Source organism: Stenotrophomonas sp. yr243 (assembly GCF_900184195.1).
GTDB lineage: Bacteria > Pseudomonadota > Gammaproteobacteria > Xanthomonadales > Xanthomonadaceae > Stenotrophomonas > Stenotrophomonas lactitubi.
The window spans coordinates 319,037-338,109 of record NZ_FXWT01000005.1; the positions used below are offsets into that span (position 1 = coordinate 319,037).

At 66.9% G+C, this 19,073-nt stretch carries 15 protein-coding genes; 8 read left to right on the forward strand and 7 right to left on the reverse strand.

The genetic code is table 11. The features are described 5' to 3' along the window. Positions 1-94: 94 nt before the first annotated feature. A complete protein-coding gene (locus QOL57_RS20680) occupies positions 95-1,063 on the reverse strand; it encodes a LysR family transcriptional regulator (protein WP_089241546.1) in 969 nt (322 codons plus the stop codon). Positions 1,064-1,172: 109 nt separating this feature from the next. Between QOL57_RS20680 and aceB the strand changes: the two genes are divergently transcribed. From aceB to QOL57_RS20700, 4 genes are all read left to right on the forward strand, one after another. Then, positions 1,173-2,810 carry a malate synthase A gene (gene aceB / locus QOL57_RS20685; protein ID WP_089241544.1) on the forward strand — a complete coding sequence of 546 codons (1,638 nt, stop codon included), beginning with the start codon at positions 1,173-1,175 and terminating at the stop codon, positions 2,808-2,810. Positions 2,811-2,879: 69 nt separating this feature from the next. Beyond that, positions 2,880-4,181, forward strand: a complete 1,302-nt coding sequence (gene aceA / locus QOL57_RS20690; RefSeq protein ID WP_089241542.1) for an isocitrate lyase — start codon at positions 2,880-2,882, stop codon at positions 4,179-4,181. A 368-nt stretch (positions 4,182-4,549) separates the two neighbouring features. After that, positions 4,550-5,593, forward strand: a complete 1,044-nt coding sequence (locus QOL57_RS20695; RefSeq protein ID WP_089241540.1) for a GGDEF domain-containing protein — start codon at positions 4,550-4,552, stop codon at positions 5,591-5,593. A 15-nt stretch (positions 5,594-5,608) separates the two neighbouring features. Continuing rightward, positions 5,609-8,119, forward strand: a complete 2,511-nt coding sequence (locus QOL57_RS20700; protein WP_089241538.1) for a putative peptide modification system cyclase — start codon at positions 5,609-5,611, stop codon at positions 8,117-8,119. A gap of 4 nt (positions 8,120-8,123) precedes the next feature. Here the strand turns inward: QOL57_RS20700 and QOL57_RS20705 are convergent, their stop codons facing one another. Then, complete coding sequence (locus QOL57_RS20705) at positions 8,124-8,411, reverse strand: NHLP-related RiPP peptide (protein ID WP_089241536.1); 288 nt, start codon at positions 8,409-8,411, stop codon at positions 8,124-8,126. Positions 8,412-8,526: 115 nt separating this feature from the next. Here QOL57_RS20705 and QOL57_RS20710 point away from each other — a divergent pair, with 115 nt between their 5' ends. Beyond that, entirely contained in the window at positions 8,527-9,690 is a 1,164-nt protein-coding gene (locus QOL57_RS20710) for a putative peptide maturation dehydrogenase (RefSeq protein WP_089241534.1), read from the forward strand. 24 nt (positions 9,691-9,714) lie between these two features. Here the strand turns inward: QOL57_RS20710 and QOL57_RS20715 are convergent, their stop codons facing one another. Genes QOL57_RS20715 through QOL57_RS20725 form a run of 3 tightly spaced genes read right to left on the reverse strand, consistent with a single transcriptional unit; the run spans position 9,715 to position 14,506 of the window. Then, the gene (locus tag QOL57_RS20715) at positions 9,715-11,697 is read right to left on the reverse strand and encodes an acetyl/propionyl/methylcrotonyl-CoA carboxylase subunit alpha (protein ID WP_089241531.1); all 1,983 of its coding nucleotides are present in this window, start codon (positions 11,695-11,697) and stop codon (positions 9,715-9,717) included. Between the two features lie 26 nt (positions 11,698-11,723). Then, the gene (locus QOL57_RS20720; protein ID WP_089241529.1) at positions 11,724-13,334 is read right to left on the reverse strand and encodes a carboxyl transferase domain-containing protein; all 1,611 of its coding nucleotides are present in this window, start codon (positions 13,332-13,334) and stop codon (positions 11,724-11,726) included. An 8-nt stretch (positions 13,335-13,342) separates the two neighbouring features. Further along, positions 13,343-14,506, reverse strand: coding sequence for an isovaleryl-CoA dehydrogenase (locus tag QOL57_RS20725; RefSeq protein WP_089241527.1), 1,164 nt, complete (start codon positions 14,504-14,506; stop codon positions 13,343-13,345). 159 nt (positions 14,507-14,665) lie between these two features. Here QOL57_RS20725 and QOL57_RS20730 point away from each other — a divergent pair, with 159 nt between their 5' ends. The 3 genes from QOL57_RS20730 (at position 14,666) to QOL57_RS20740 (ending at position 17,624) form a co-directional block, all read left to right on the forward strand. Further along, positions 14,666-15,274 (forward strand): TetR/AcrR family transcriptional regulator, encoded by a 609-nt coding sequence (locus QOL57_RS20730; protein WP_089241525.1) that lies wholly within the window; start codon positions 14,666-14,668, stop codon positions 15,272-15,274. Positions 15,275-15,479: 205 nt separating this feature from the next. Next, entirely contained in the window at positions 15,480-15,998 is a 519-nt protein-coding gene (locus QOL57_RS20735) for a c-type cytochrome (RefSeq protein ID WP_088100772.1), read from the forward strand. Between the two features lie 186 nt (positions 15,999-16,184). Beyond that, a complete protein-coding gene (locus QOL57_RS20740; RefSeq protein WP_089241523.1) occupies positions 16,185-17,624 on the forward strand; it encodes an ExeM/NucH family extracellular endonuclease in 1,440 nt (479 codons plus the stop codon). A gap of 48 nt (positions 17,625-17,672) precedes the next feature. On the opposite strand, the gene QOL57_RS20745 is transcribed toward QOL57_RS20740, so the two are convergent. Both QOL57_RS20745 and QOL57_RS20750 read right to left on the reverse strand, forming a co-directional pair. Continuing rightward, positions 17,673-18,050, reverse strand: a complete 378-nt coding sequence (locus QOL57_RS20745; protein ID WP_089241521.1) for a DUF3011 domain-containing protein — start codon at positions 18,048-18,050, stop codon at positions 17,673-17,675. A 156-nt stretch (positions 18,051-18,206) separates the two neighbouring features. Further along, positions 18,207-19,064 (reverse strand): EamA family transporter, encoded by an 858-nt coding sequence (locus QOL57_RS20750; RefSeq protein WP_089241519.1) that lies wholly within the window; start codon positions 19,062-19,064, stop codon positions 18,207-18,209. Between the last annotated feature and the right edge of the window lie 9 nt (positions 19,065-19,073).

The window sequence follows — 19,073 nt, forward strand, 5'->3', positions numbered from 1 at the left end:
GCCATCCGATGGATAGCCCGCTGTTGCGATTGCTTTTGATGGTGCCGTTGCCCTGGCCTCCGCAGGTGCAGGGCGCAGCCCTGCCGGCAAACCCTCACCGCTCCGAATGCCCGCTCTGGTCGTAATCGCGCGGACTGAACAGCTCCGGCTGGATCAGCTCGACAAACGCCCGCGCCTGCGCCGACAGCGCCTTGCCGCGGCGCACGATCACCCCATAACTCCGCTCCGGGAACCAACGCTTCATCGAGCGTGCGGCCAACCGCTCGTGGTCGGCATCGTTCAGGCACAGCGCTGGCACGATGGAAATGCCCATGCCCATCGCCACGTACTGCTTGATCACTTCCCAGCCGCCCACTTCCAGCGCAACCGTGTAGGCGATGCGGTGGCGCTGGAACACCTGGTCCACCAGCCGGTAAGTGATCTGCCGCTTCGGCGGCAGCACCAGCGGGTAACGGGCGATGTCGGCCAGTTCCAGCTCGCCACCGCTGGCCAGCGGATGGTCATGCGGGGCGATCAGCACCTGTTCGAAACGGTAGGCCGGGGCGTAGCTGAGGTCGGCCGGCACATCGGTCATCGAGCCGATCGCCAGGTCGGCGGCATCCTCGCGCAGCAGGTCGGTCCCGTCGGCACTGATGGCGTTGTGTAGGGTCAGGCGAACGTCGGGGTAATGCTGGCGGAAGCGCTCGACGATCTTCGGCAGCAGGTACAGGATGGTCGAGCTGTTGGCGGCGATGTTCAGTTCACCCGCGTCCAGTCCGCGCACCTTGTCGCGGAAGCGTGCTTCCAGGCCGTCCAGGCTTTCCACCAGCGGCTGCGCCATTTCATACAGCAGCTGGCCCTCGCGGCTGGGCACCAGGCGCCGGCCGCTGCGCTCGAACAGGGGCACCCCCAGCTCGCGCTCCAGCGCCTGCAACTGCAGGCTGATGGCCGGTTGGCTGACGAAAAGCGCCTCAGCCGCCCGTGAGACCGAGCCCAGACGCACGGTCTGACAGAACGCACGCAGCGGCTTCAGCCGATCGGATTTGTAGGAAAAACGGGGGCTTGGCGAGGGGCGCGTGGTCATGGCGTCATAAGTATTAGCACAACTTATGTAAAGCATTGCAAAAACTGTTTTGCCAAATACAGGGCTGCGGCGGCACGGTGGAGTCGTTTCCCCTCGCTGGAGTCCTCCCATGTCCGCCGTCGCTTCCGCTGTTCCCTCCACCGCCGCCAAGGCCACGCCGGGCATCGCCCTGGCGACCCAGGTGGCGGGCCAGGCCACCGTGCTGCCGGCGCCCTTGCTGGCGCTGCTGGTGTCCCTGCACCGGGCAGTGGAACCCGGCCGGCAGGCGCGGCTGCAGGCCCGCCGCGAGCGTCAGGCGTACTTCGACCAGGGTGGCCTGCCGGACTTCCGCCAGGACACCACCGCGATCCGCAGCGGTGACTGGACCGTGGCGCCGCTTCCGGCCGCGCTGCAGGACCGCCGCGTCGAGATCACCGGGCCGACCGACCCGAAGATGGTCATCAACGCGCTGAACTCCGGCGCCAAAGTGTTCATGGCCGACTTCGAGGATTCGACCTCGCCGACCTGGCGCAACCTGCTGGCCGGTCAGCAATCGCTGGCTGCTGCGGTGCGCGGTGACCTGCAGTACACCGCACCGGCATCCAACGGCAAGGCGGCCAAGCACTACGCGTTGCGCCCCTACGACGAGCAGGCGGTGCTGATCGTGCGCCCGCGCGGCTGGCACCTGGACGAAAAGCATGTGCGCGTCGATGGCCAGTTCCTGGCCGGCGGCCTGTTCGATGCGGCGGTGTTCGCCTTCCACAATGCGCGCTCGCTGCAGTCCAGGGATCGCGGCCCGTACTTCTACCTGCCCAAGCTGCAGAGCATGGAAGAGGCGGCGCTGTGGGAGACCGCGCTGTCGCACATCGAAGGCATGCTCGGCCTGCCGCACGGGCAGATCAAGGTGACCGTGCTGATCGAAACGCTGCCGGCAGTGTTCGAGATGGACGAGATCCTGCATGCCCTGCGCGATCGCATCGTCGGCCTCAACTGCGGGCGCTGGGATTACATCTTCTCGTACCTGAAGACCTTCCGCCGCCACGCTGACCGCGTGCTGCCCGAGCGCGGCCAGGTGACCATGACCCAGCCGTTCCTGAAGGCGTATTCGGAACTGCTGATCCAGACCTGCCATCGCCGCGGCGCACATGCGATGGGTGGCATGGCTGCGCAGATTCCGATCAACAACGACGCTGCTGCCAACGAGCAGGCGATGGCGCGGGTGCGTGCCGACAAGCTGCGCGAAGTGAGCGCCGGCCACGATGGCACGTGGGTCGCGCACCCTGCGCTGATTCCGGTGGCGATGGCGATCTTCGACGAACACATGCCCACGCCCAACCAGCACCACGTGCTGCGCCAGGACGTGCGCGTGGGCCGCGACGAACTGATCGCGCGTCCGCCAGGCACGATCACCCGCGCTGGCTTCGAAGGCAATGTCGAAGTCTGCGTGCGCTACCTGGCAGCGTGGCTGGATGGAAACGGCTGCGTGCCGATCCACCACCTGATGGAGGACGCAGCCACTGCCGAGATCAGCCGCAGCCAGCTGTGGCAGTGGCTGCACACGCCGGGCCAGCAGCTGGACGACGGCACCGCCATCGACCTGGCGCTGCTCGATACCACCCTGGCGCAGCTGCCGGCGCGCCTCGGCGACGCCTCGGCGCTGCCCGGTGGCGGCCGCATCGAAGAAGCCATCACCCTGCTCGCCGAGTTGAGCCGCAGCAACGAACTGACCGATTTCCTGACCCTGCCGGCGTACGCGCGCATCGACTGATCGCTGCACGCCACTTTCCTCGCCGCTTCCTTCCCCGCTGCATCCGCACGAACCGAACTGGAGATAGACATGAGCACGCTGCCCACTGCCGAACAGATCCAGCACGACTGGGACACCAATCCGCGCTGGGAAGGCATCCAGCGCAACTACAGCGCCGCCGACGTGGTGCGCCTGCGTGGCACCGTCCATGTCGAGCATTCGCTGGCCCGGCTGGGTGCGGAAAAGCTGTGGAAATCGCTGCATGAGCGCGACTTCGTCAACGCGCTCGGCGCGCTGACCGGCAACCAGGCCATGCAGCAGGTGAAGGCCGGGCTGAAGGCGATCTACCTGTCCGGCTGGCAGGTGGCGGCCGATGCCAACCTGGCCGGGCAGATGTACCCGGACCAGTCGCTGTATCCGGCCGATTCGGTGCCGGCAGTGGTCAAGCGCATCAACAACACGCTGCTGCGTGCTGACCAGCTGCACCACGCGGAAGGCAAGGATGACATCGACTTCCTGCAGCCGATCGTGGCCGATGCCGAAGCCGGTTTCGGCGGCGTGCTCAACGCCTTCGAACTGATGAAGGCGATGATCGAAGCCGGTGCGGCCGGCGTGCACTTCGAAGACCAGCTGGCTTCGGTGAAGAAGTGCGGCCACATGGGTGGCAAGGTGCTGGTGCCGACCCGCGAGGCGATCGAGAAGCTCAACGCTGCGCGCCTGGCCGCCGACGTGCTGGGTGTGCCGACCCTGCTGGTGGCGCGTACCGATGCCGAAGCCGCCGATCTGCTGACCAGCGACATCGATGCGAACGACACGCCGTTCGCCACCGGTGAGCGCACCGTGGAAGGCTTCTACAAGACCCGCAACGGCCTGGACCAGGCCATCAGCCGTGGCTTGGCATACGCGCCCTATGCCGACCTGGTGTGGTGCGAGACCGGCAAGCCGGATCTGGAATTCGCACGGAAATTCGCCGAGGCGATCCACGCGAAGTTCCCGGGCAAGCTGCTGGCCTACAACTGCTCGCCCAGCTTCAACTGGAAGAAGAATCTGGACGACGCCACCATCGCCAGGTTCCAGAAGGAGCTGGGCAGCTATGGCTACAAGTTCCAGTTCATCACCCTGGCCGGCTTCCATGCACTGAACTACGGCATGTTCAACCTGGCCCACGGCTATGCGCGTCGGCAGATGAGCGCCTTCGTGGAGTTGCAGGAGGCCGAGTTCGAAGCGGCCGAGCGCGGCTTCACCGCGGTCAAGCACCAGCGCGAGGTCGGCACCGGCTACTTCGATGCGGTGACCCAGGCGATCCAGCAGGGGCAGTCCTCGACCACCGCGCTGACCGGCTCGACCGAAGAAGAGCAGTTCCACGGCGGGCGCAGCGAACGCGCCGCGTGATCCGGTAGTGCCGGCCGCTGGCCGGCAACCACACGATGCTCCGGGCGCTGCGTGGCAGCCGGCCAGCGGCCGGCTCTACCAGGGCCGCGGATCCGATCAGGGTGGCCAGGGAAGGGCCAGACGACGCCGGCAGATCGGGGGATCTGCCGGCGTCGTTGTATCTGTGGCCGCTGCGACAATTGGCGTCGCGGCGTCGCCAAGATATTGATATGGCTTGCTTTCCTTCTGCCGCCAATACGGGTGAATGGGGCATTTCCCTGCATATGAGGCTCAGCGCTACGTCTTCACAAAAATGAGAAGCGGCGCACAGTTTGATTCACTGATATGCTCCGCGGCTCACCAGGGGACGCTGGCGGCGGGTGCAGGGAATGACCGGCAGGGGTGCGGCCGAGAACATCGACACGACAACCGGTATCGCCAAGGTGGCGATGGCCGAGATCGTGCACGCGCTGCTTTCTGAAGAAGAGGTCGCCCTGTTCGCCCGGTTCGCCCAGCCCTGCAGGCTGGAAGCGGGCCAGTGGCTGTTCCAGCGCGGTCATCGCGGCGAGTGCATGTATATCATCCTCGAAGGCCTGATCGAGCTGGATTTCGGCGAGGACCTGGTGCTCAAGACGCTCGGCCGGCATGAATTCTTCGGTGAGCTCGGCCTGTTGATGGGCGACCATCTCCGCAGCGCCAGCGCGCGGGTGATGGCCGACTGCCATGTGCTGGAACTGGGGCCGGCTGATTTCCATCGCCTGGTCGAGTCCGACCCTGGCCTGGTGGCCTACTTCCTGCGGCGCACGATCCTGCGCGTGCTGACCAACGAGCAGGCCCTGATCAGCCAGCTGCGGCGGCGCAACCATGACCTGGAAGCTGCACTGGACAACCTGTACATCACCACCCACCAGCTGACCCACACACGTGAGCTGGTGCGCACCGACGAACTGACCGGCCTGCACAACCGCCGCGGCCTGGCCCTGTACCTGCAGGAATGCCACACGCAGGAAGAAGGGCCACCGCAGGCATTGCTGCTGATCGACTGCGACCGGTTCAAGCAGATCAACGACCGCCACGGCCACCAGGCCGGTGACCGGGTGCTGCAGAGCATGGGCAACATCCTGCGCTCGATGGCCGGTGAACATGACCTGGCCTGCCGCCTGGGCGGCGACGAGTTCTGCCTGATCCTGCGCCGGGGCAACACCGAGATCGTGCAGCACGCCGCCGAGTTCATCCTCAGCGCGGTGCACGGCCTGCTCGAGCGCAGCCATGGCACCCCGCACGTAAGCCTGGCCAGCATCGGGGCCAGCCTGCTGGCCCCTGACGCGGACTGGAGCGAGTGGTACGCTCGCGCCGATCGTGCGCTGTACCAAGCCAAGCGCGCAGGCGGCAACTGCCTGCGCTGGACGTTGGATTCCGACGGCGATCGATGAGCAACGGAGGTGGCAATGGATACTGCACAGACACCTTTCCCACTACAGAGCCCGCAACTGCGGGCCCTGCTGTTCACCGACCTGTGCGATTCACTGCAGCTGGTTGAACGCATTGGTGACATTGCTGCGGCTGAGTTCTTCCAACAGCATGACCGCCTGGTTCTGGGACTGCAGCAACACTGGAACGGGCAGCTGATCGATCGCTCCGATGGTCTGTTCGTGTTGTTTGAACGTCCCATCGATGGCGTCGGCTTCGCCCTTGCCTACCAGAGCGCCGTAGATGCGATGGGCCGTGAACGCGGCATCGTATTGCGCGCGCGCGCCGGCCTGCACGTCGGTGATGTGCTGCTGTGGAACAACAGCGCAGAGGCGGTTGCCCATGGAGCAAAGCCGGTCGAGGTCGAGGGCCTGGCCAAGCCGATGGCCGCGCGATTGATGCAGCTGGCCTGGCCTGGGCAGGTGCTGCTGTCTGCCGCTGCCGAGCAGATGGCGCGGCGGGCTGGCAGCGAACTCCCCTGGACAGCCGACGAACTGCGCTGGAAGGAACACGGGCTTTGGCGCTTCAAGGGCATCAGTGAACGCCAGGAGGTCTTTGAAGTCGGCATCGGCGGCACTGCACCTTTGCGCAGGCCGCGTTCGGGCGACAAGGCGTGGCGTGATCTGCCTCTGTGGCGGCGGCCCGCCGCGCTGTTCACCGAAGCGATGCTGGCGGTGGTGCTGGGCGTGGTGTTGTGGACGCTGCTGCGGCCGGCCCCGGCTATTGCCTTCGCCGAGCGCGACTGGGTGATCCTGGCTGCCGTGAGCAACAGTACTGGGTACCCTCAGCTCGATTCCAGCCTGGAACAGGCGCTGTACATCAGCCTGGGGCAATCGCGCTTCGTCAATATCCTCAGCGAATTGAAGGTGCGCGATACCTTGCAGCTGATGCAGCGGCCATCACAGGTGCGACTGGATCGCGCTTTGGCCATCGAGGTCGCACTGCGCGACGGCGTACGTGCGGTGCTGGTACCGAGCGTGCTCGAATTCAACGGCAAGGTGCGGGTAAGCGTGGAGGTGGTTGATCCGCGTAGCGGCCAGACGGTGTATACGCGTTACGCCGACGGTCGCGGCCTTGACTCCATCCTTGCCTCCACCGATCTCGTGGTTGCCGCGTTGCGCACCGACCTGGGCGAGGCGCTGCGTGACGTGGGTCGAGACCAGCGGCCGCTGCCGACCGTGGCGACAGCAAATCTCGATGCCTTGCACGCCTACGCCAAGGGAATCGATGCCACCGCAGCGGCGCGCTTCAACGATGCGTTGATGTTCTTCGAGCAGGCAACCCATCTGGATCCGAACTTCGCCTTCGCCTATGTCGGGCAGATGAACATCCACTACGCGTTGGGTAATCTGGAGCAGGCGGCCGCGCTGTACGGCAAGGCAGTCAGCCTGCGCGCGCACCTGACCGCACGCGACCAGCTCTATCTGGACGCATGGGCCTCGGACTTCGGAGGGGCTTTGCCTGCGCGGACCGCTGATAAATGGCGGATGCTGACCGAGCTTTATCCGGACGATCCCGCGGGATGGATGAACTACGCCAAGGTCCTGTACACCCAGGGCGACTACGACGGAGCGCTGGCGGCAGCGCAACCGCTGCTGGGTCGCCACCATGCCCGGCGTTCGTTGGTACTGGTGTTTGTCGCCCGGGTTCAGATGGCGCGTGGCGAATTGGCCGCTGCTGAAGCGGCACTGCGCGATGCGCGCTCGCACCCTGGTTGGAATGGCGATGGCATGGACTCGGTTCTGGCCGCATTGGAAGGCGATTTCGAGACGGCCAACGCAGGCTATGCAGCGCTGGCATCGCCCGGAATCGGCGCACGCATGGAACGGGCTGCGGTGCTGGCCATGCAGGGCCGCAGCGGAGAAGCTGCAGCCGACATGCAGAAGGCTGCCTTGCAATGCACGCCCCGAGGAGGTTTGTGCGACATCCTTGCCCTGCAGGCGCTCGCCTGGCAGACGGGGCGAGGTGCATCTACCCCGGCACAGGACTACCAGCGCCTGCTCGAGCGGACCCTGGCTGCCGTGGATCGCAGCCAGCCTGCACCGGCCCGCCGCAATGCCTTCATCGCTCTGGCTACCGCATACCATGCGGTGCGTGGTGGGCACGCAGCGGTGGCGCAGCAGTATCACGACGCGTTGCAGGTGCTTCCCGAGCGGGACGCCGACCCACGCCTGCGCGAGCTGTGGGTCCTGCTGCAGGCGCGCATTGCGCTGGACCAGGGTGAGCTGAAGCAGGCACAGATGCTGCTGTCCCAGCATCCTGCGGCGAGCCTTTACCAATGGCGTGTGATGCAGTTGGATCTACTACGCGCCCTTGGCGACCAGGCTGCGGCCCAGCGCCAAGTCCAGTGGCTGCAGCGGCACACGGGCCTGGCGTTCGCCGAAGACATCGGCGACTACGCGCTGATGCCGCTGAACGTGCTGGATGCGCAGCGGCTGGCCCGACCCCGGGCTACCGCCACAGAAAAGGGCGTGCCTGCAGTCCCCTGACGGATTACTTCGACTCCAGACCCGGCAGACCGTCCTCGAACAGAAAAGGCACGGTGAAGGCAGCCCGCGCACCGAGCAGATCGCGCATGCGCGAGGCGGCCTTGGCGAACTCTTCTTTGCCACCCAGCGTGGCAAGTGGCATGCGGCACGCACGCACGGTTTCTTCGTCGGCGCCCAGCGCCAGCAGCGCCTTGCCCGGATCGACGGCGAAGGCCGCACGGAAGGCGTCATCGCTGGACAAGCGCTCCAGCAGCTGCTGGGCGACCTGGGCGGGAAGGGGGGATGTGGACATGAATCACTACCAGAGGGATGGGAAAGAAGAAGTATCGGCTGCGGCGGGTTGGAGTTGATGGCTCGATGTGGGGGGCACGCTATGATCGTCGGCCACGCAACGGGATCCGCCACGCATGAACTTCCGCCGCTGCCGGATGATGATCGTCGAGCCGATCGAGCACCCCAGTTTCGATCTGGCGGGAATCTTCGCTGGCGGCACGGGTGTTGATTTTGAGCGTTCATTGCAGGTAAGGGCGGCACACCTGCCCAGTCCACGCGTGCTCGAAGCGGCCAATTGCATGTGGCTGCTCCAGTGCAGCGCCGAGCAATGGCAGCCGCTGCCGTCCGAGCCGGAGGCACGCGCCCGGGTGCTGTCGCTGCTGGAACAGGGTCTGCTGGTCAGCGATGATCCCGCCCATGCGCAGGCGCGCGCTGCCGAGCAGCTGGTACGCGACAGCCACTGGTGGCCTCTGTCGGCGCTGCACTATCAGCACTCGCGGTGGGATGGTGTGGACAGCCTGGGTGACATGGAACGCAACCAGCTGGTGACGGCACAGGATCTGGTGCGCAGCTTCGGCGATCCCCCGCCGGAAGCGCCGCCACGTCTGGTGGGTGCGCGGGCCCTGCCGCGCTGCGATGATGATCCGATGCAGGCGCGGCTGCAGGCGCGCGCCACCTGCCGAAATTTTGATCGCACACGGCCCTTGCCACTGCCGCTGCTGGCCCGTCTGCTGCAACAGGTGCTGATGGCCCAGGCACAGGTGGAGACTGATCCCGGCGTGCGCTTCCTGAAGAAGAACGTGCCCTCGGCGGGCGGCCTGCATCCGCTGGAGGCCTATGTGGTCGCGCGTAGGGTGGAAGATCTTGTGCCGGGGCTGTACCACTATCATGCCGTCGCACACGAACTGGGACCGATGCCGGTGCAGCCCGGCTGCCTGGATGGCTTCTGCCACCGCCTGCTGGCCGGGCAGCACTGGTTCGCTGATGCCCACGCGCTGCTGATCCTGGTGTGCCGCTTCGAACGCAGTTTCTGGAAGTACCGCAACCACGCCAAGGCCTATCGCGCTATCACCCTCGATGCTGGGCACGTCTCCCAGGCGCTCTACAGCGCGGCAACCGCGCAGGGGCTGGGCGCATTCGTCACCGCAGCGATCAACGAGGCCGAGGCCGAGACGGCGCTGGGCCTGCAGCCGATGGCCGAGGGCGTATTGGCGGTCTGTGGCGTTGGCTGGCGTGCAGCGGAGCGGGTGACGGCCGAACTGGACCCGCTTGGCCAGGTGTGGCCGGTCACGCGTTGAACGACAACGCGTGACCGGACGGCATCACGCCGCTTCGAAATCCACCAGCACCGCACCATCACCCACCTGGTCACCGGCCTTGGCGCGATAACCCTTCACCGTGCCATCGGCCGGTGCCTGCAGGGTGTGTTCCATCTTCATCGCCTCCAGCACCACCAGCGGCGTGCCGCGCTTCACCTGGCTGCCTGCCGCCACCAGTGTCGCCACGATCCTGCCGGGCATCGGTGCCAGCAGGCTGCCGGCGTCGGCGCTGGCCTGTTCCGATTCGCCCACCGGGTCGTGCAGGGTGAAGCGGTGCTGGCCATCATCGCCGAACAGGTACAGCTGGTCGCCGTCGCGCTGCAGCTGCAACCGCCAGCGACGCTCGTCCAGCTGCACCGACAAGGTGTGGCCATCGGCATGGCCGACGACCTGCTTCGGTGCGGCGTCATCGCACTGCACACGCCAGCCATCGGCCGTGGCCCACACCTTCAGCGTGTGCGCCCGCTCTCCCTGCTGCAGCGGCACCACGCGCGCGGCAGGCACGCCCAGCCGCCAGCCGTCCTGTGCCTGCCACGGCGAATGCGGGTCGCGCACATCGGCGGCAGCGGCCGGTGTGCTGGCTACGGCGGCAATCGCTGCCAGTTCCCACAGCGCCTGCTCGCCGTCGCCGGTCACCGCCAGTGCTGCCTGCTCACGCTCGATCAGCGCGGTATCCAGCTTTGCGTTGGCGAACGAATCGGTGTGCAGCAGGCGGCGCAGGAAGCCGGCATTGGTGGTCACGCCCACCACCTGGCAGTCGGCCAGGGCCTGGCTCATGCGCCGCAGCGCGGCGTCGCGGTCCACGTCCCAGACGATCAGCTTGGCGATCATCGGGTCGTAGTACGGGGTGATGCTGTCGCCTTCCTCCACACCGGTGTCCACCCGTACGTTCGCCGACGGGGTCGGCAGGCGCAGGCGGCGCAGGGTGCCGGTGGACGGCAGGAAGCCACGGTCGGCATCTTCGGCGTACAAGCGCGCTTCGAGGGCATGGCCGTGGATGGCCAGTTCGTCCTGGCGCTTGGGCAGCGGCTGGCCGGCGGCCACGCGCAGCTGCCATTCCACCAGGTCGGTACCGGTGATGAACTCGGTGACCGGGTGTTCGACCTGCAGGCGGGTGTTCATTTCCATGAAGTAGAAATCGCCGTCCGGGCCGGCGATGAACTCCACCGTGCCCGCACCGACGTAGCCCACCGCGCGCGCGGCATCGACGGCGGCCTTGCCCATCGCGGCGCGGCGGTCGGCGCTCATGCCCGGGGCCGGCGCCTCTTCCAGCACCTTCTGGTGGCGGCGCTGCACCGAGCAGTCGCGCTCGAACAGATACACCGCCTCGCCATGGCCACCGCCGAACACCTGGATCTCGATATGGCGCGGTCGCTCGACATACTTTTCGACCAGCACATGGTCGTTGCCGAACGCCGAGGCGGCCTCGCGCTGGCAGCTGGCCAGCGCATCGACGAAGTCCTCGCTGCGCTCGACCTTGCGCATGCCCTTGCCGCCGCCGCCGGCGCTGGCCTTGATCAGCACCGGGTAGCCGATGCCATCGGCCTGGGTGCGCAGGAACTCAGGCGCCTGCTGGTCGCCGTGGTAGCCCGGCGTCAGCGGCACGCCGGCCTTGGCCATCAAGGCCTTGGCCGCGCTCTTGTCGCCCATCGCGCGGATCGCACTGGCGGGCGGACCGATGAAGGTGATTCCCGCCGCGTCGCAGGCGTCGGCGAAGTCGGCGTTCTCGGACAGGAAGCCGTAACCGGGATGGATGGCCTGCGCGCCGGTGCGGCGTGCGGCATCGAGGATGGCATCGCTGCGCAGGTAGCTCTCGCGCGCGGCGGCGGGGCCGATGTGGATGGCCTCGTCGGCTAGGCGCACATGGCGTGCATTGCGGTCCGCATCGGAATACACCGCCACGGTGGCGATGCCGAGGCGACGGCAGGTGGCGATGACGCGGCAGGCGATCTCGCCGCGGTTGGCGATCAGGACTTTGCTGAACATGGCAACAGACTCGGTCATGGCACAGGTCACATGCGGAACACGCCGAAGCGCGTCTGCTGCGGGGGAGCGTTGAGACTGGCCGACAGGGCCAGGGCCAGTACCCGGCGGGTATCGACCGGATCGATCACACCGTCGTCCCACAGCCGCGCACTGGCGTAATACGGGTGGCCCTGCTGTTCGAACTGGTCGCGGATCGGTGCCTTGAACGCGTCCTCTTCCTCGCCCGGCCACTGCCCGCCCTTGGCTTCGATGCCATCGCGCTTGACCGTGGCCAGCACGCTGGCCGCCTGTTCGCCGCCCATCACGCCGATGCGTGCGTTCGGCCACATCCACAGGAAGTTGGGCGAGTACGCGCGACCGCACATGCCGTAGTTGCCGGCACCGAACGAGCCGCCGATGACCACGGTGAACTTGGGTACCTTGGCGCAGGCCACCGCCATCACCAGCTTGGCGCCGTCCTTGGCGATGCCGCCCTGTTCGTACTTGCGGCCGACCATGAAGCCGGTGATGTTCTGCAGGAACACCAGCGGGATGTTGCGCTGGGTGCACAGCTCGATGAAGTGCGCGCCCTTCAGTGCGGACTCGGAGAACAGGATGCCGTTGTTGGCGATGATGCCGATCGGATAGCCATGCAGATGGGCGAAGCCGGTCACCAGCGTGGCGCCATAGCGCGGCTTGAACTCGTCGAAACGCGAACCATCGACCAGCCGCGCAATCACCTCACGCACGTCGTACGGCTTGCGCGTATCGGCCGGGATCACCCCGTATAGTTCGTGCGCCGGCAGCAGCGGTTCTTCCACCGGCTGCAGCGCCATCGCTGCCTCGGGCTTGCGCCAGTTGAGCTGGGCGATGATCGCGCGTACCCGTGCCAGTGCCTGCAGGTCGTTGTCGGCCATGTGGTCGGCCACGCCGGAAATACGCGTATGCACGTCGGCACCGCCCAGCTCTTCGGCCGTCACCACTTCACCGGTGGCCGCCTTCACCAGCGGCGGGCCGCCGAGGAAGATGGTGCCCTGCTCGCGCACGATCACCGTCTCGTCGCTCATCGCCGGCACATAGGCGCCACCGGCGGTGCAGCTGCCCATCACGCAGGCGATCTGCGGAATGCCCTGCGCCGACAGGTTGGCCTGGTTGTAGAAGATGCGGCCGAAATGGTCGCGGTCGGGGAACACCTCATCCTGCAGCGGCAGGAAGGCACCACCGGAATCGACCAGGTAGATGCACGGCAGGTGGTTCTGCTCGGCGATCTCCTGCGCACGCAGATGCTTCTTCACCGTCACCGGGTAATAGGTGCCGCCCTTGACCGTGGCATCGTTGGCCACGATCACGCACTCCACACCGCTGACGCGGCCAATGCCGGCGACCACGCCAGCGGCGGGTACCGCGTCGTCATACATGCCGTGCGCGGCCAGCGGCGCGATTTCCAGGAACGCACTGCCCGGGTCGAGCAGGGCATCGATGCGGTCGCGCACCAGCAGCTTGCCGCGTGCGGTGTGCTTGGCGCGCGCCGCTTCGCTGCCGCCAAGTGCGGTGCGGGCGAGGGTGGCGTGCAGGTCGTCGACTACGGCCTGCATCGCCGTGCGGTTGCTTTCAAACGTATCGCTGCCCGGTTGCAGCTGGCTGCCTAGGATGCTCATGGGGTGCCTTACAGGGTGCGCTGGAACAGTTCGCGGCCGATCAGCATGCGGCGGATCTCCGAAGTGCCGGCGCCGATTTCGTACAGCTTGGCGTCGCGCCACAAACGGCCGGTCGGGTACTCGTTGATGTAGCCGTTGCCGCCAAGGATCTGGATCGCCTGGCCGGTCAGCCAGGTCGCCTTCTCGGCGGCGTACAGGATCGCGCCAGCCGCATCCTGGCGGGTGGTGCGGCCCTGGTCGCAGGCGCGCGCCACGGCATACACATAGGCGCGGCAGGCGCCCAGGCCCACGTACATGTCGGCGATCTTGGCCTGGATCAGCTGGAAGCTGCCGATCGGCTCACCGAACTGGTGGCGTTCGTGCACGTACGGCATCACCACGTCCATCGCTGCAGCCATCAGGCCCAGCGGGCCACCGGACAGCACCACGCGCTCGTAGTCCAGGCCGGACATCAGCACGCGCACGCCGCCACCGACCGCGCCCAGCACGTTCTCTTCAGGAATCTCGCAGTCCTGGAACACCAGTTCGCAGGTGGGCGAGGAGCGCATGCCCAGCTTGTCCAGCTTCTGCGCGGTGGAGAAGCCCTTCATGCCCTTCTCGACCAGGAAGGCGGTGATGCCCTTGGCACCGGCCTCGACGTCGGTCTTGGCGTAGACCACCAGCACGTCGGCGTCGGGGCCGTTGGTGATCCACATCTTGTTGCCGTTGAGCACGTAGCGGTCGCCGCGCTTGTCCGCGCGCAGCTTCATCGACACCACGTCCGAACCCGCGCCCGGTTCGCTCATCGCCAGCGCACCGATCTTGGCGCCGCTGCACAGGTCCGGCAGGAAGCGCTGCTTCTGCGCTTCGGTGCCGTTCTTGCGCAGCTGGTTCACGCACAGGTTCGAGTGCGCACCGTAGGACAGGCCGATGCCGCCGGAAGCACGCGACACTTCTTCCATCGCCACCACGTGGGCCAGGTAGCCCATGCCGGTGCCGCCGTATTCTTCTTCCACGGTCAGGCCCAGCAGGCCCTGCTCGCCCAGCTTGGGCCATAGTGCCAACGGGAACTGGTTGGTCGCATCGGTCTCGGCCGCGAGCGGCGCGATCTCGGCAGCGGCAAAATGGGCCACGCTCTGGCGCAGCAGGTCGATATCTTCGCCGAGGTCGAAGTTCAGGGATGGCACGTGCATTGCGATGGCTCCACGAGGGAAGGTGGGGAATGGACGCACCCGGAAGGGGAAGCGGGGAGCTGTTCACAGCAGCAGCCCGCGCGGGCGATTGGACCCCAGCGTAGCGGGGTTCGGGTAAGAAGTGAATACAAATTCAAAAATTGAAACTAGACTCAGAACATGGCCTATAAACGCTCAGCATTGATGGAAGAACGCCTGGCCGGGGCCCGTGAACGGATCCTGCTGGCCACCCGCGAACTGGTCGCCACCGGCGGCTGGCGCAACGCGCCGGTAACGGCGGTGGCAACCCAGGCTGGGGTCTCCACCGGCTTGATCTACCGCCACTTCCCGTCCAAGGCCGAGCTGTTCGTGGAAGTGCTCAATGCCGCCGTGGCCCATGAGGTGGCGATCATGGAGCGCATCGCCAGTGCGCCCGAGCCGGCCAGCGTGCGCCTGCGCCAGGCCATCACCGCCTTCGTCCGCCGTGCCCTTGCCGGCCCTGGCCTGGCCCACGCCTTCATCGTCGAGCCGGTGGATCCGGACGTGGAAGCCGAGCGCATGCGCGGCCGCCGTGCCTTCGGCGACGTCTTCCTGCGCCTGGTGGAAGAGGGTGTGGCGGCCGGTGAACTGCCGGCGCAGGACGCGCACGCTGCCGCCGCCTGCCTGGTGGGTGCCTTCACCGAAGCGATGGTCGGGCCGACCGCGCCCAGCCGCGAAGCGCACCGCGACGAGGACGCGCTGGTCGAGGCCATCTGCAGTTTCTGCCTGCGGGCTGTTGGCGCAGGGTGATGCCGCTGTTGCGGGTGCCGGGCGGCTTCTGCCGCGCTTCGCGCTCGCCGGGCGCGGCCCGGCACTACCCGCATGCTGCCACGGCCGCATGCTGCGCCGCACCAGCCCTGACGCCTGTTGTCGGGCGCGGCGTGCGTTCTATACTCGGCCCATCACGCAGTCGCTCAGCCGTGGTCCAACGACTATCAGCCAGGGGTAACGAAGAGTGCGGAATTACGATCTGGAGTTCCTGAAACGCTTCTCCATGGTGATCGCGCTGTTGATGGCCATCACCCTCGGTCTGATCCTCCTGGCCGCGTTCATCCACACCCGGATTCCGCCCGAGGTGTCGCCTACCGCCGCCAAACGCACCGAACAGCGCATTTCGCCCACCGGCGCGGTGTACGCAGGCAGTACCGGCGCGGCCGCACAGGCTGCAGCGCATGCCGCCGCGCTGGCCAAGGCCGCCTCGCAGGTGGCCTACGGCGGTACCAAGGACGGCAAGGTGATCTTCGACAACCTGTGCACCGCCTGCCATACCACTGGTGTGGGCATGGCACCGACGCTGGACCACTCGCACTGGGACAAGCGCCTGGCGCAGGGCAAGGACACCCTCTACAAGCACGCCATCGAGGGCTACACCGGCCCCGACGGCGGCATCATGCCGCCCAAGGGCGGCAACCCGGCGCTCACCGAGGAGCAGATCCACGCCACCGTGGACTGGATGCTGGGCAATCTGAAATAACGGGCGGCCGCATCCACGCATGGCGTGGATCTACTACGGATACGCGTGCCCGCTCAGGTGGTCGGCGGCCGGCACGGTCCAACGGAAATACCCGGCTTTGCCCACCAAGGCCGAAACCCCGCTGCGCAGGCGGGGTTTCGCATTTCAGGGTTAGTCTGTGCGCCTCTTCCGTGGAGTCGTCTGTCGATGCGTCGCCGTTCCCTCGCCCTTGCCCTGTCCCTGTTGATGCCGGCATCCGCTTTCGCCCAGGCCCAGCCGCAGGTTGCGCCGACCCCGGCGCCCGCGCCGCGCAGCCCGGCCACCGTCACCCTGGCCGCCGCGCCGGCCGACTGGCGTGCACTGGAGGGCCAGCACGTGCGCATCGCCGCGCCGCTCACCCTGGCCGGCACCGATGGCCTGGAACGCTTCGGCCAGCTCACCGTCGCCTTCGATGGCCGCCTCTGGCAGCCGACCGAAGTGGCCGTGCCCGGCAGCGCCGGTATCGAACAGGTGATGGCCGACAACCAGCGCCGCCGCCTGCTGCTGGACGACGGCAGCGATGCACGTGACCCGGCCAGCGTCGCCTACCTGCCGGGCAATCCGGTACTGCGTACCGGCATGCAGCTGCGCAACGTGGAAGGCACCGTGCGCGTGGATGCGCAGGGTCGCCCGAGCCTGCAGGTCGACGGCACAGTGAAGCTGCCGGAACTGCAGCGGCCGGCCGTGCCGAGCGTACCCGGCAGCCTGCATATCGCCGCCTTCAACCTGGAGAACTTCTTCAACGGTGACGGCCAGGGCGGCGGATTCCCGACCCTGCGCGGCGCGCGCACGCTGGACGAGCACAAGGCGCAGGTCGGCAAGCTGGTCGCCACCGTCAACGCGCTGGGCGCCGATATCGCCGCGCTGATGGAACTGGAGAACGACGGCTACGGCCCGCAGTCGGCCATCGCTGAACTGGTGGACGCACTCAATGTCGGTCTCGCGGCCGACAAGCAGTGGGCGTTCGTCGATGCCGGTGAAGGTCCCGGCAGCAATCCGATCCGCGTCGGCATCATCTACCGCAGGAGCGAATTCAAGCCGCTCGGCACGCCGCTGACCAAGCTCGACGGTCCCTTCGTCGAACACAGCCGTGCGCCGCTGGCACAGGCGTTCCAGGGCAAGGGCGCACCATTCATGGTGGTCGCCAACCACTTCAAGTCCAAGGGCTGCCGTGATGCCAGTGGCGTCGACGCCGACCGCAATGACGGGCAGGGCTGCTGGAACGCGACCCGTGTGGAATCGGCCAGGCAGCTCAACACCTGGGTGCAGGCCGAAGCCGCGCGCCTGAAGGTGAAGGACGTGGTGCTGATGGGCGACTTCAACGCCTACGCCATGGAAGATCCGATCCGCACCCTGCACGACCTGGGCTGGCAGGATGCCTTCAAGGTAGCGAAGGTCGAACAGCCCTACAGCTACGTCTACAACGGCTATACCGGCCGCCTCGATCACGCGCTGCTCAGCCCGGGCATGGCCAAACGCCTGCGAGGTGCAGCCGAATGGCACAGCAACGCCGACGAACAGGACGCCAGCGGCTACCAGGGCCGCAACGTGCAGGGCCCATGGCGCAGCTCCGACCACGACCCGCTGCTGCTCGGCTTCGATCGCTGAGAGGGTGTCCGGCCGGACCCAGTGGGCCCCGGCCGGGCTGCCGGCTGCTCATCGCCAGTAATAGCGCTCGATGCGGAAGGTTGCACGGCAGCCGTTGTCGACCCAGATCGTGCCGCGGTCCACGCCCCAGTCGCGTCCCTGCAGGCAGGAGGCATGTGACTCGCGGTTGATCAGGTGCACGCTGTCCTTCTGTGAGACCTGTACCTGGCAATGCGCGCGACGCTGGTCGCGGCTGCTGCAGCTCACCACTTCCGAGCTTGAATCGCCGCGATGGGTTTGTACGGGGGGCGGATAGGCGGGATAGCGCGGATAGGCCGGTTCATGTGATGGATAGCCGAGTCCGCCGCTGAAATCGGGGTAGCCTCCGATGCTGCTGCAACCGGTCAGGGTTGCGGCCAGCAGCATGAGAGCGCACACGTGTTTCATCACATTCTCTCCAGATGCAGGTCCGTTCGAGTCTAGGCAGCGGGATGCCCATCACGGCGGAACTGCACTGTGAGCGGCGTCAACGTATCAATCGAAATGTGCAGCAGGATAGGAATCTTCTGCACCGGCTATCGGCAACGGCGCGAACTGTGCGCATCACCCCAGTGCGATCAGGGTGATCGCGACTACCGCCAGCGCCAATCCGAGGCGGTTCCACCGGCTCATAGGCTCGCCGAAGGCGAATACGCCAACCAGCGCGCCCAGCACCACCACGCCGATGTTCATGCCGGCGAACACTGTGGCCGGGCTGTCCGGCATCGACTGGTGCGCATGCACGTAGAACAGGATGTTGCCGCCGTTGAGCAGGCCCAGCAGCGCGCCGGCACCGAGGTTGCGCCAAGCCAGGCGGCTGCGCCCACTGAAATGCCGCCACAACTGCAGCGCCAGCATCAGTACGAAGGCCACGCTGAAACTGGCCAGCACCGCCGCCATCGACGGCGTGCCCGACAGCGCCACCTGCTTCAGCAGCACATCCACCACTGCAAAGCCGGCCCACACGCCCAGCAACCAGCCCCAGCCGCCGGCGGAAGTGGCCACTGCCGGGCCGCGTGGACGCAGGCTGATAGCCACCATCGCCAGCAGACCCAGGCCCAGCCCGACCAGCTTCCACGGCGTGGCGGTCTGCCCGAAGAACAGGAACGCCGCCGCCAGCGACAGCAGCAGCGACAACCGCTGCGCCACATCACTGCGCACGATGCCGGCCACCGCCACCGCGCGGCCGAGTACCAGGAAGATCGAGGGCAGCACCACCGCCAGTGCCAGCAGCGAAACCCACGGCGCATGCGGTGCGCGCAAGGCATCCAGTGGCGGCTGCAGCACCACCGACGTCATCGTCGCGGCGACCAGATAGTTCCAGGTCACCATCTGCGCAACATCCAGCTGGCGACGGCCAGCGAGCTTCAACAACACCGAAACCAGCACACTGCAGATCACGGCCAGGGACAGGTAGAGCATGGGCGGGCA

Excerpts from the sequence above, each read along its gene's own strand:
- QOL57_RS20680 (WP_089241546.1), bottom strand. The coding sequence starts at position 1,063 with ATGACCACGCGCCCCTCGCCAAGCCCCCGTTTTTCCTACAAATCCGAT.
- aceB (WP_089241544.1), top strand. The coding sequence starts at position 1,173 with ATGTCCGCCGTCGCTTCCGCTGTTCCCTCCACCGCCGCCAAGGCCACG.
- aceA (WP_089241542.1), top strand. The coding sequence starts at position 2,880 with ATGAGCACGCTGCCCACTGCCGAACAGATCCAGCACGACTGGGACACC.
- QOL57_RS20695 (WP_089241540.1), top strand. The coding sequence starts at position 4,550 with ATGACCGGCAGGGGTGCGGCCGAGAACATCGACACGACAACCGGTATC.
- QOL57_RS20700 (WP_089241538.1), top strand. The coding sequence starts at position 5,609 with ATGGATACTGCACAGACACCTTTCCCACTACAGAGCCCGCAACTGCGG.
- QOL57_RS20705 (WP_089241536.1), bottom strand. The coding sequence starts at position 8,411 with ATGTCCACATCCCCCCTTCCCGCCCAGGTCGCCCAGCAGCTGCTGGAG.
- QOL57_RS20710 (WP_089241534.1), top strand. The coding sequence starts at position 8,527 with ATGAACTTCCGCCGCTGCCGGATGATGATCGTCGAGCCGATCGAGCAC.
- QOL57_RS20715 (WP_089241531.1), bottom strand. The coding sequence starts at position 11,697 with ATGTTCAGCAAAGTCCTGATCGCCAACCGCGGCGAGATCGCCTGCCGC.
- QOL57_RS20720 (WP_089241529.1), bottom strand. The coding sequence starts at position 13,334 with ATGAGCATCCTAGGCAGCCAGCTGCAACCGGGCAGCGATACGTTTGAA.
- QOL57_RS20725 (WP_089241527.1), bottom strand. The coding sequence starts at position 14,506 with ATGCACGTGCCATCCCTGAACTTCGACCTCGGCGAAGATATCGACCTG.
- QOL57_RS20730 (WP_089241525.1), top strand. The coding sequence starts at position 14,666 with ATGGCCTATAAACGCTCAGCATTGATGGAAGAACGCCTGGCCGGGGCC.
- QOL57_RS20740 (WP_089241523.1), top strand. The coding sequence starts at position 16,185 with ATGCGTCGCCGTTCCCTCGCCCTTGCCCTGTCCCTGTTGATGCCGGCA.
- QOL57_RS20745 (WP_089241521.1), bottom strand. The coding sequence starts at position 18,050 with ATGAAACACGTGTGCGCTCTCATGCTGCTGGCCGCAACCCTGACCGGT.
- QOL57_RS20750 (WP_089241519.1), bottom strand. The coding sequence starts at position 19,064 with ATGCTCTACCTGTCCCTGGCCGTGATCTGCAGTGTGCTGGTTTCGGTG.